The sequence below is a fragment of the Algoriphagus boseongensis genome, from assembly GCF_004362805.1.
GTDB lineage: Bacteria > Bacteroidota > Bacteroidia > Cytophagales > Cyclobacteriaceae > Algoriphagus > Algoriphagus boseongensis.
The window spans coordinates 568971-580925 of sequence record NZ_SNYF01000006.1; the positions used below are offsets into that span (position 1 = coordinate 568971).

11 protein-coding genes are annotated in these 11955 nt (G+C 41.2%); 10 read left to right on the forward strand and 1 reads right to left on the reverse strand.

The genetic code is table 11. The features are described from left to right. The first annotated feature begins 69 nt into the window (after positions 1 to 69). From hemH to DFQ04_RS10135, 7 genes are all read left to right on the forward strand, one after another. Positions 70 to 1101, forward strand: a complete 1032-nt coding sequence (gene hemH / locus DFQ04_RS10105) for a ferrochelatase (RefSeq protein WP_133555407.1) — start codon at positions 70 to 72, stop codon at positions 1099 to 1101. A gap of 104 nt (positions 1102 to 1205) precedes the next feature. Next, positions 1206 to 2369 (forward strand): CynX/NimT family MFS transporter, encoded by a 1164-nt coding sequence (locus DFQ04_RS10110; RefSeq protein WP_133555409.1) that lies wholly within the window; start codon positions 1206 to 1208, stop codon positions 2367 to 2369. A 68-nt stretch (positions 2370 to 2437) separates the two neighbouring features. Continuing rightward, positions 2438 to 3040, forward strand: a complete 603-nt coding sequence (locus DFQ04_RS10115) for a DUF2179 domain-containing protein (protein WP_133555411.1) — start codon at positions 2438 to 2440, stop codon at positions 3038 to 3040. Continuing rightward, a complete protein-coding gene (locus DFQ04_RS10120) occupies positions 3040 to 3747 on the forward strand; it encodes a tRNA1(Val) (adenine(37)-N6)-methyltransferase (RefSeq protein WP_133555413.1) in 708 nt (235 codons plus the stop codon). The genes DFQ04_RS10115 and DFQ04_RS10120 overlap by 1 nt, the downstream gene beginning before the upstream one ends. A 114-nt stretch (positions 3748 to 3861) precedes the next feature. Then, positions 3862 to 5319: an IPT/TIG domain-containing protein gene (locus DFQ04_RS10125; protein WP_133555415.1), complete on the forward strand. Its 1458-nt coding sequence runs from the start codon at positions 3862 to 3864 to the stop codon at positions 5317 to 5319. A 12-nt stretch (positions 5320 to 5331) separates the two neighbouring features. Beyond that, entirely contained in the window at positions 5332 to 7731 is a 2400-nt protein-coding gene (locus DFQ04_RS10130) for a TonB-dependent receptor (protein WP_133555417.1), read from the forward strand. 4 nt (positions 7732 to 7735) lie between these two features. Then, entirely contained in the window at positions 7736 to 8797 is a 1062-nt protein-coding gene (locus DFQ04_RS10135) for a DUF4249 domain-containing protein (RefSeq protein ID WP_133555419.1), read from the forward strand. Positions 8798 to 8828: 31 nt separating this feature from the next. Here DFQ04_RS10135 and DFQ04_RS10140 read toward each other — a convergent pair whose 3' ends face one another. Beyond that, on the reverse strand, positions 8829 to 10154 hold the full coding sequence (locus tag DFQ04_RS10140) for a saccharopine dehydrogenase family protein (protein WP_133555421.1): 1326 nt from the start codon (positions 10152 to 10154) through the stop codon (positions 8829 to 8831). A 121-nt stretch (positions 10155 to 10275) separates the two neighbouring features. Here DFQ04_RS10140 and DFQ04_RS10145 point away from each other — a divergent pair, with 121 nt between their 5' ends. The 3 genes from DFQ04_RS10145 (at position 10276) to DFQ04_RS10155 (ending at position 11934) form a co-directional block, all read left to right on the forward strand. Then, positions 10276 to 10755: a cytidine deaminase gene (locus DFQ04_RS10145; protein ID WP_243739662.1), complete on the forward strand. Its 480-nt coding sequence runs from the start codon at positions 10276 to 10278 to the stop codon at positions 10753 to 10755. A 3-nt stretch (positions 10756 to 10758) separates the two neighbouring features. Next, complete coding sequence (locus tag DFQ04_RS10150) at positions 10759 to 11406, forward strand: alpha/beta hydrolase (protein WP_133555423.1); 648 nt, start codon at positions 10759 to 10761, stop codon at positions 11404 to 11406. A gap of 90 nt (positions 11407 to 11496) precedes the next feature. Next, complete coding sequence (locus DFQ04_RS10155) at positions 11497 to 11934, forward strand: UPF0158 family protein (RefSeq protein ID WP_133555425.1); 438 nt, start codon at positions 11497 to 11499, stop codon at positions 11932 to 11934. The last annotated feature ends 21 nt before the right edge of the window (positions 11935 to 11955 follow it).

Here is an 11955-nt window from a genome sequence, read left to right on the forward strand (position 1 = left end):
AAGTTTCAATCAGGTAATTTGAACAAAGGGGCTAATTTTGGGCTTTGAAAGAAAACCTAAGTAAACTTCATGGCGATTAGCAAATCAAAAACCGGCGTTTTGCTGGTTAATCTAGGAACCCCGGACAGCACCAAGACAGGAGATGTAAGAAAATATCTCCGGGAATTTTTGATGGATGGAAGGGTAATTGATTTTCCATTTATTCCTAGATGGATGCTAGTAAACTTAATCATCGCTCCTTTCCGGGCTCCAAAATCAGCTGGGGAATACAGAAAATTATGGACGGATAGAGGTTCTCCACTTCTTTTTCACACAGCAGACCTCAAGGAAAAACTGATCCAAAAGCTGGATCCAGAAAAATACCTGGTCAGCATGGCTATGCGCTATCAAAATCCGAGTATTGAAAAGGGACTGGAAGAGCTGATGAAAGCCAAGGTGAAAAAGATCATTGTGGTTCCGCTTTTCCCTCAATATGCTTCTGCTACCAATGGATCAGTGATCGATAAAGTCATGGAGATCGCCCGTACTTGGCAGATTATCCCTGAGATTAATTTCATCAGCAATTTCATTGATCATCCTCTTTTCTTGGAAGCTTGGACTGAATTGGGCAAGGAAATGATGGCCAAGGATGACTATGAAAAGTTCGTGTTTTCCTACCATGGATTGCCTGAACGACAGATTCGCAAAGGTTCGGTAGAAGGATATTGCCAATTAGGTGCCTGTTGCAACAAATATGGACCTAAAAATCAATTCTGTTATCGAGCGCAATGCTTCCAAACCACAAGATTGGTCGCTGAAAAACTAGGTATTCCTCAAGAGAAGACCCTTACTTGTTTTCAGTCCAGATTGGGCAAAGATCCTTGGATTCAACCCTACACTGAGGACATCATTCATAATCTGGCCAAGGAAGGCGTGAAAAAAGTGTTGGTGTTCTCTCCGGCTTTCGTGGCAGATTGTCTTGAAACAACCATTGAAGTGGGGCAAGAGTACAAAGAGGAGTTTATTGAGCTGGGAGGAGAAAAATGGGATTTGGTTCCGAGTCTAAACTCCAGCGATACTTGGGTGGATTGCGTAAAGGACTTGGTAGAAAGCCGATCCTAAATTTGTTGCTTGGGATTATTAAAAGTCTTCTTGAATAATTTCTTGAGGGGAATTCAGGAAAATCGCGTATTTCGTACCTGTTAGTTTCTCATTCTACCTCTGCTTTGCAAAAATCCAACCACCAAACTTTATTATTCCTTGGGATTATCCTGATTTCCATCAATCTCAGGACTTCTATTGCTTCGGTGGGCCCATTGATTCCATTTATCCGCGAAGATTTGGGTATTTCCAATGGATTAGCCGGGTTTCTGACCACACTTTCTCTTTTAACTTTTGCTATTTTTTCTCTTTTCGCTCCCTCCTTGGGGAAGAAATTTGGGCATAGCAAAGCCATATTTTTTGGTATAGTTCTGCTGGCTCTGGGCGTAGTTCTTCGTGTTTTAGGGGGAATTGAATTGCTTTATCTCGGAACCGCTCTTACGGGAATAGGAATTGTTACAGCCAATGTCTTGATGATCCCTTTTTTTAAGGCAAGAATGCCTGAAAAAATAGGACTTCTTACTGCGATTCTATCAACCGGGATGTCCCTTTTCGCGGCAATTGCCTCCGGAATAAGTGTGCCCTTGGCTGTGGATTTGGGTTGGGGCTGGAGAGGATCTTTAGTTTCTTGGGTTAGTTTGATGGCATTGGCCTTACTTGTTTGGATACCTCAATTGAAGCCACATGCCTCTAGCGTACAGCGGGATATTTTTCAGGGGAAGAATGTATGGAAAAGCAAATTAGCCTGGGAAGTAACCCTTTTTATGGGAGCTCAGTCGGTGATGTATTTCACCATGATTACCTGGCTGCCGGATATGTTGATTTCCCGGGGAATGACTCCTGTTAATGCAGGAATTGCCCTTTCTTACATGCAATTGATTTCCTTGATTGGGACATTTTTTGCGCCTAATCTTTTGATTCGACTTAAGGAACAATCCGGAGTAATTCTAGCTGTTGGATTGGGCTATTTCATAGGATACGCAGCCTTGTTTATCCATCACGAGGTGATCACATTTATAGCTTTAACAGTAATTGGAATCGGAAGTGGAGCCAGTTTAAGTATCGCTTATACCTTGATTTCACTTAGAACTGCCGAAGATCTCACCACTGCAAAATTGTCTGGAATGGTGCAGTCAGCAGGTTATATTTTGGCAGCTCTCGGCCCCCTAGTTTTTGGTATTTCTCTGGATCTTTTTGGCAATTGGGACATCTTGATTTGGTTTTTACTGATTATGACCGTTCAGTTTCTTGCCTTTGGAATGCCTGCTGGTAGGGATAGAAAGATTTGAAAGGAATTTAGAATTCTCATCCCCTTTGCCGGATAAAGGGGTATTTTTGCAAGAGGATATTTTGAGTTATGCAAGACCTTTTCAATTCCATAGGAATCAGTGACAACCTTTTGAATTACCTGATCATGCCCTTGCTGATTTTTGTAGCAAGGATAGGAGACGTGTCGATTAATACCCTTCGGATCATGTTTATGATGAATGGGAAGAAAAATATTGTTCCGATTTTGGGATTTTTTGAGGCTTTGATTTGGCTTTTAGCCATCGGGCAGATTTTCCAAAACGTAAACAATCCTCTTTCCTACCTTGCCTATGCAGGAGGCTTTGCAACTGGAACTTATGTAGGGATGACTTTGGATGAAAAACTTGCCTTGGGAAGGGTTCTGGTACGGGTAATTACTCCCAAAGCACCAGAAGTTTTGCTGGAATTTATGAAAGAGAAAAACTACCGCTTTACCAGCGTGGGTGCAGAAGGGCGGTATGGAAAGGTAAATTTACTCTTCACGGTAATGAAGCGGGATCAACTTCAGGAGTTTATTACTAAGGTAAAAGAGGTAGAGGAAAAGGCCTTTTATACCATTGAAAGCGTCAAGAGAGTGTCTGAAGAAGAGCTAAATGTGATGGAGGATAAACCGAGATTCCGCTCCAGACTTTTTAGCAGAGCTCGCGCCTGATGGGGAATTCCTGGTTTCAGTTTCAGCAGTTTCGAATCAATCAGGATCGTTGTGCAATGAAAATCAGCACAGATGCAATCCTTTTGGGATCTTTGCTAGAATCCCAAAATCCTAAAAGTATTCTGGATATTGGAACTGGTACAGGGGTGATTTCCTTAATGCTGGCCCAGAGATTTCTCGAAGCAAAGATTCAAGCAGTGGAAATTGATGAGGATGCGGCAAAGCAAGCTGAAGAAAATTTTAAAGTAAGTCCTTTTGCCGAGCGGATTAGCCTTTTTCAAGGCAGATTTCAGGATTTTTGCTCTTTGGATTCCTTTGATTTGATCGTGAGCAATCCTCCTTATTTTCCTGATCATTTGAAATCCCATGATTTAAAGCGGAATAAAGCTTTGCATACGGACGAGCTTTCTTTTGAAGATTTAGCGGAGAATGCTTCCAAATTATTAAACCCCTCGGGTAGATTTTGGGTGATTCTTCCTCCCCGACAAATGTCTGATTTCAGACAAATCGCCAATTCATATTCCTTGTTTCTGAATACAGTTGTTCAGGTTCATGATAGGCAGGATTTGGGAGTGTTAAGGGAAATTGGAGAGTTTTCCTTTCAGAATACCCATGGAATTATTAGAAAACTGGTTTTAAAAGAAGATTCTGGGGAATATTCTATGGAGTATAAAAAGGTTCTCAGTGGGTTTTTATTGGGTTATTGAGCAATTTTTAGAAGATTCGATTGATTTAGGTTAAAAATTGATCCTAAATATTGTCCTCAGTTGAATTATTTGACCTTTTTTCTATTTTTGGAGCCTATTCAACTACCACATTACATGCAAAAATTATTGTTTTTGAGCATTTTATGCCTGCTCTTAGTTGGATGGGCTTGTACTGAAGATACCGAAACTCCAATCATAGTAGCTACTGAAGAAGCGATATTTGTTGGGGGAGATCGGATAAGAATTTCTGGAAGATTGATTACCAATCAAGAAGTTTCTGCCAGTGATCATGGATTTCAGATTTCAGAAACTGAAGCCTTCAGCTCGCCTGTCACCATTTCCTTAGGAGCTAAAGAAGGTCCTGGCCGCTTTATAGGTGAGGCTACAGGTCTGAAAATTACCCAGAACTATTGGGTAAAAGCTTTTTCAGTTATAGGAGGGGAAGAGATCTCCGGTGAGGCTGTCCAGATTCAGACTTTAGAACCACAATTGGAATCCTTTTCTCCGAGATTTTCCACGGTTGGGAAAGATCTGGTAATTAATGGAAGGAATTTCCCTGAGGGAACGAAGGTGTTTTTTGGGGATAAGGAAGCTCAAATTGTCCAAAATCTCTTTGAAAGCCGGATAACGGTTAAGATCCCCGCACCAGGGACTTCAGCATTTGTACCGATAAGAGTTGTGGTACAAAACAAAACCCTGGAGTTTTCTGAGAAATTCGAATATCAATCAGGGAAGTATACAAAAGTGACTGATTTCCCGGATCCAAGAATTTACAATTCTGTTTCCTTCACCAATGAACTAGGTTTTCATGTCGGCTTAGGAGAAGTCAGACTTACAGGGCCATACCGTAAATTCCAAAGATATAATCTAGCCACTGGAACTTGGACTGAGGTTTCATTTCCAGGGAACCCCAGGTCTTTTGCTTTTGCAACACCAAATTTCCTAGGAGGTGGCGCCTTGGAGATTGATCGGGATGTGTTTCAGTACGACCAGTCGTTTTACAAAATCAATGGAAGTACCTTTGAAAGGCTAGCAGACCTTCCTTTTAGAAGTCAAGATCAGTTGGCTATAGAGGTAGGCGGGGATTTATATTTATTCGGTGGAAGAGTGGTGAATTCCCAGGCGGTCAGAAAATACTCTAATACTTCGAAAACTTGGTCAAATTTGGCCAATGCCCCATTTGCTTTGACTTCAGAAAATCCATTTTTCGTGTATCAGGGTCAGATTTTTATTTTCAATTCTGCAGGAGAGCTTTATCAATTTAATCCTTCAAATTCCTCTTGGACTCTGAGAACCAAATATCCTGGAAGCTTGGGTCAAAGCTATGGGGTAGCGGTTGTTCAAGGAGCCAAGGCATATGTTGGATTATACCGGAGAACTCAAGAGATGTATGAACTGGATTTAAGCAGCTTTACCTGGAAAATAAAAAATCCAATTCCTGGCTTGCCTCAAAGCATCACGGTAGGTCAATTCGAATACAATGGCGCAATTTACATCATGAGAGTGCCTGAAGTTTCTGTCAATGGAGTATTTCCAATGGAATTGTACAAGTTTGAAACTAATGCACTTTAAAGCCCAAAAAGCATGAAAAAAACGTTACTAATATTATTCGTTCTGCTTGGGCAATTTGCTATAGCCCAAACCAGTGCGCCGGTAAAGCGCGAAGTGGTAGGACGAGATGTAGGTCAACTCAAAGGAATCCGGATTTCCGGGCGAATCATTGATACCATTACTGGTGAAGCCTTGGTAGGAGCTACCGTGACTGTTCCTGAAATCAATGTCACCAGGATTACCGATACAAACGGAAACTTTGATCTGGTTTTAGACAGAGCAGAATACAATCTGGTTTTTCGATATGTCGGTTACGAAATGGTTGATTATCCAATCACTGCTGTCGGTGATGGAAGGATTACAATCCGAATGATCCAGGAGGATTTCGAACTGGATGATGTGGTGATTTACGGCAGAGATCCTGATAAAAATATCAAATCTACAGACATGGGAGCGGTTACCTTGAGTATGAATACCATGCGAGAACTGCCTCCATTTTTGGGAGAAGTGGATATCGTGAGGTCTTTGGCAACCCTTCCAGGTGTTAGCCAGGTAGGTGAAGCTTCTTCAGGTCTTAATGTGCGTGGAGGTGGAGTGGACCAAAACCTAATTCAATTTGGCGGTGCTCCTATTTACAATCCTTCCCACATGTTCGGACTTTTTACTGCATTCAATGCAGATGTGGTCAACGATGTGACTTTGTATAAGGCTGTTGTGCCATCAAGATTCGGAGGGAGAAGTTCTGCGATTTTGGATATTCTTCCCAAGGCAGGAAGCATTGACAAATGGGGAGGAGATTTGATGTTGAGTAATTATTCCGGAAAAATTTCCCTCAATGGACCAATAGTAAAAGATAAGGTTTCTGTTTTGGGTGGATTTAGAATTTCTTATATCAACTGGTTTCTCCAGTCCATGAGCAATGTGACGCTTAGAAATTCCAATGCAAATTTCTATGATGGAAACTTGATTATCAGTGCGCCAGTTTCAGAAAAAAATGAATTTACCTACAGCTACTACACTAGCTACGATGATTTTGCATTTGCTTCTGACACAACTATTTCTTGGAGAAACACTGCCCATTCACTTCAGTGGAAAAGTCAGTTCAGCGATAAATTTAGCTTGGAAGCATTAGGATATTATTCCCTTTACGACTACGGGATTTTCAATAATTCAGGAATAAACGATTTCACCATCAACTCCGACATTAAGGATATTGGAGGAAGATTGAATTTGACTTATGCCTTTAGCCCAACCAATAAGGTGGTTGTGGGTGGTGTTTACAAACAAATAGAAATTCAACCGGGTGAATTGGTGCCTACAGGAAATGAGGATATTCTACCCAAGAAAGTTCAGGATGAATTTGGTAGGGAAATGGCCGCTCACTTCCAGCATGAATTCGAGTTGGGGCAAAAATTTGGATTTTCGTATGGAGCAAGATATGATCTCTACCAATATTTTGGGCCTAGAGTGGTCAGAACTTATGCTGAAAATCAGCCAAAATCTGATGGTAGCGCAATAGCTGAGACGGTTTATCAGGATGGAGAGGAAATCCAGTCTTACGATGGCTTTGGACCGAGAGCATCTATTCGTTACTCATTCAATAAGTCGACTTCAATTAAAGCTGGATACAATAAAATGTACCAGTTCATTCACTTGATCTCAAATACAGCTACTATTGCTCCATCTGATGTTTGGAAACTAAGCGATCAATTCCTTAAGCCTCAGATTGCGGATCAATATTCTCTTGGTTTCTATAAAAATTTCAAAGGCAACATATTTGAGACCTCCATCGAGGTTTATTACAAAGACCTTCAGAATGTAGTGGAATACAAAGACGGGGCGAATTTGATTCTTCAAAATCATATCGAAACCGAATTAATTCCCGCTCAGGGACAGTCCTATGGTGCTGAATTGTATATCAAGAAAAATCTTGGAAGACTTACGGGTTGGATTTCCTACACCTATTCCAGATCACTAAGAAGGGTAATCACTCCATACGAGGAGGAAAATATCAACAATGGAGAGTGGTATGCTTCCAATTTTGACAAACCAAATGACTTGACCCTCATTGGAAATTATAAAGTCAGTACCAATACTTCCATTTCAGCTACATTCGCATACAGTACTGGTCGACCCATCACTTTGCCACAAGCTAAGTTTGATTACTCAGGAAATAGCCTTGCCTATTTTGACAGTAGAAACCAAGACCGATTGCCTGATTTCCATCGATTGGACTTTGCTGTAAACTTCAAACTCAAAGGAAGTGGGAAGTTTTTTGATGGAAATTGGACGTTTTCCATACTTAATGTTTATGGAAGAAAAAATCCTTTCTCCGTGTACTTTGATGATGCAGAGGGAGCTCCTCCACAATCTTTCAGACTTGCACTTTTGGGAGTGCCATTACCTAGTTTGAGTTATGCAATCAAATTCTAAAGAGATGCTGAAAAGACTTATATATATTATTTTATTGCTCCCAGTTGCCTGTATTGATCCATATAAGATCGAGGTGCCAGAAGGAGAGCAGTTGCTCACTGTGGAAGGAGCCATTACTTCCGGCCCTGGCCCACATGTTATTACACTGACGAGAAGTGCGACCTATGGAAGTGATTTTGAAGGCTTGATCAGGCCAGTGACTCAGGCGACAGTAGTGGTTAGAGACGACTTGGGAAAAATCACTTTTCTGGCAGAAAGTGTGGACGCTAGAGGTTCTTATTTTACCCCAGCGAGTTTTAGTGCAGAGGTAGGAAGATCCTATACTTTGCTTATTGAAACACAAGAAGGGAAACTTTATTCTTCTTTCCCTGAGCGCGTGGAATCAGTTCCAAACTTGGAGAAATTGTCTGTCAAAACTCTGACTATTGATCAGGAAGGAGGAGGAAATCCTAAATCCGGAATTCAATTAATCGCCGAGGTAAATGATCCTGCAGACCAGAATAACTTCTATTATTGGAGAAATGGTCCTTCAGTTTATATTCTAGAAACCAGACCAGATCTATTTACGCCAAGACCTTCAGACTCCAATCCTTCCCGGGACCCTCAACCCAAGGCCTGCTGTGCAGTTTGCTACCGGGAAGAATTCAGTAACAACCAAAGCCTATTCTTAGCAATTGATGACAATTTTAACGGATTGACCACTCAGATTCCGGTTGCTTTTATAGAGGACGATGGATTGAGGTTTGTCAACAAGTTTAGAATCGATATCAAGCAATTGGGAATTTCTCAGGAGGCTTACCGTTTTCTCAGATTGGTAAAGCAGCAGGCAGAAATTAGTGGGTCTATTTTTGATCCCCCTCCAGCAACCATCAGAGGAAATATGATCAGCTTAGACAATCCTGATGAGGTCGTTCTGGGCTATTTTATTGCCGCGGGGGAATCTGTGAAAAGGATTTATGTTGACAAGGATGATTTGACATTCAAACAAAATAAGGCAATCATTCCAGACGATTGCTTAACAATACCCGGTACATCGGTAGATGCACCGGCTGACTGGAGACCTTAAATAAAAATCCCGGCTGAAAAGCCGGGATTTTTTATGCTGGTTTCTCGGAGAAACGAATGCCGAATTTTTCCAAGCCTTCTAAAATCGGCTCATAAATCTCCGATAGAACCGGGATGTGCAATCCCTTCAAGTTTATTTTATCATCCATAAATAAATCTACTGCCAAGGCTAAAGGCAAACCCACCGTTTTTGCCATGGCAGTATAGGTGGAGTCTTCTCCGATGGATACGAGGCTTGAAATTATTTTTTCAATCCCTGTAGATGTTTTGATTTCAAAAAGATGCTGCATAACAATCATGTCTTTATCCTCAGGCATGAGCTTCCAGTCATTTTCCAAGATGGCCTGAAGCAATTCTGCTGGACTTCCTTTAGTTTTTGGAAGTTTCCGATTTTCAAAAAATCCAAGCCACTGAAGTTTTTCGAAAGAAGCAAAATCCAAATCAGGAATTAGCTCTGCCAATTTTTCCTCTACCGTCTGAGTCTCATGCCAAGGCAAGAATGCATTCAAATATTGTCTGAATGTGCTTCCTTCCGGTAATTCCATTTGGAAGCTATCATCCGTCATACCCAATTGGACAAAAATGTCCCAAGCCTTGCAATACCCAGCTCTTCTTAAGGTGCCTCTAAGCATGGTCGGGATATTTTCCAAACCATACACTTTTCGGTAACTCAAAGAATCTCGATTGGGGTAGCCATCAAAGTCTCCTAAGCCAGGGAAATGTACGATTTGAGTTTGTCTAAATAGTCGGTGGTAAGGGACATATTTGAGTTCTCCTTTTTCGATGTACCTAGAAGTTCCCTGTCCGGCCAATACCACATTTCTCGGATTCCAGGTGAATTTGTATTTCCAAGGATTATCCTCAGACTCTGGAGCCAAAAGCCCACCGCAGAATGACTTGAAAGAGGTAATTTCCTTACCGTTTTTTTGAGCCTCATGGATGATTTTCATCGCTGACATATGATCGATCCCCGGATCAAGACCACATTCGTTTAAAAAGAAAAGATTTTTTTCTTCAATCTGCCCTTTCCATTCCCGCATTTCCGCGCTTTCATAGGATGCAGAGAAAAAGTGCTTCCCTAAGTCGAGACAATCTTTCGCAACTTTCGGATGCATGAAGGCGGGAAGCATGGAAATGACCGCATCTGCTTTTTTGATCAGATCTTTTCTAGCCTCTGCATCTCCTGAATCCAAAGCAAATGCCTGAGTACCAACTCTACCTTTCAATTTGGATTCGGCAAGATTTTGATCCAAATCGGCCAAAATCAAAGTTCTTCCTTTTGACTCACAGGAATCTGCCAAAAAATCGATGAGGTAAGTAGAAGATTTGCCTGCTCCTAGAATCAAGATTGTTTTCATGAGTATGGGTTTACAAGCTAAAAATGGCCATATTTTTCTCCGAGAAAAAGGTTTTCGGGCAAGAATTCCTGAACATTTACTTACCTTGATCGTTAGGATTTACCCAAATTAATTTCAAAAGGTGAAGAAAGTTGAAGTGAAAACTGAGATTGAAGAATTGATGCTTGATGAGCTAAATTCTATTGAGCAAAATTTAATCTCAAGGGCCCAGGAAATTTCCAAGCAAGCGTATGCTCCCTATTCGGGGTTTCATGTTGGTGCGGCGGTATTGCTGGAAAACGGTGAAATTCTCCAATCCTCCAACCAAGAAAATGTAAGTTTCCCAACAGGGGTATGCGCAGAGCGATTGGTTTTGGGTTATGCCGGGGCAAATTTTCCCAATTCAGCTCCAATCATGCTTGCGGTGGTAGCTCAACGAGGAGGAGAGGAAACTTGGGCGGGAGTTTCTCCCTGCGGCATTTGTCGTCAAACCATCAATGAAGTGGAAAACCGTTTTCAGAAATCGGTGACCATGCTTTTTTTGGGTCCAAATGGATTGGTGAGAAGAGTCAAGGGAATTTCCCAGTTATTGCCATTGAAGTTTGATGATCTGAAAAGTTGATCGGTGAAAAAGTCCATTCATTTTTCTTACGAAGCTCATTATTCAATTTCGCATGAATCAAGCGGAAATGAATCAGAAATTTGGATTGTATTTCATGGATATGGGCAATTGTCAGAGTTTTTTATCCGAAAGTTTCTTCCTTTTGATTCGGGGGATCGATTGATCATAGCTCCAGAAGGAACCAATTATGGATATCTCAAAGAGTTTCAGGGTCGAGTGGGAGCAAATTGGATGACTAAGCACGAGCGAGAAACTGCCATTTCCAATAATCATCGGTATTTGGATCGCTTGATGGAGGAGATTTTATCCAAGTTCTCAAATCCTCCCAAAATCCATGTTTTGGGATTTTCTCAAGGAGCTGCTACAGCTACCAGGTGGGCGAGTCGATTTCCAAAACAAATAGACACCATGGTCCTTTGGGCAGGTGGTTTTGCGCATGATTTGCATATGCCGGAGTCAAGGGAAAAATTCGCAGAAACCCGGATAATTTTGGTCTCAGGAGATCGTGATCCATTCTTGTCAGCGGAAGTCATTCAAAAGCAAAATGACATTCTTCAAAGCCTTGGAAAACAGGGAGAGAAGCTTTGGTTTTCGGGGGAGCATGAGATTAACTCCGAATTGTTGGGTAAAATCATCAATCTTAGAATTTAAAGGTATTTTTTGGCCCTTAGATTGCTAAGTTTGAAACAATTTAACGAAATTTTGACTTTCGTTATTTTTCGATAAATCTTAAAACCATCCATGCTTTCGCTTACTGAAAAAGAGGCAGACTTCATTGCCTCCCAATTACTTAAAGGAAATGTGTGCTTCTATCAGATAGACAAGAAGAAAATTCACCACATGCCTGATGATGAAGATTACTTCAACTACGACCTGACTGAGGAAGAAGAGGATATCCTTGACGCCATCGAAGAAGAACCAGATAACTATGCGGAGTTTACCAAGATGGAATCTGCTCAGGAGCACCAAATGATGCAGGATTTTATTGATCGAAAAGTAAAAGAGAGAAATCTTGCCGAAGATCTGGTGAATGCTTTGAGTAAGCCCAAAGCGGCAACTGGGTTTAAGTTTCTGATCGACGGTTCTAAATACAAACAAGATTGGGTGGACTATAGAAAAGGAAAATATCTGGATTGGGTAAAGGAGCAAGTTGACTCCTTCAATTACGCAGAAGAATAAACAGAAGCCGGTTGGAATTAA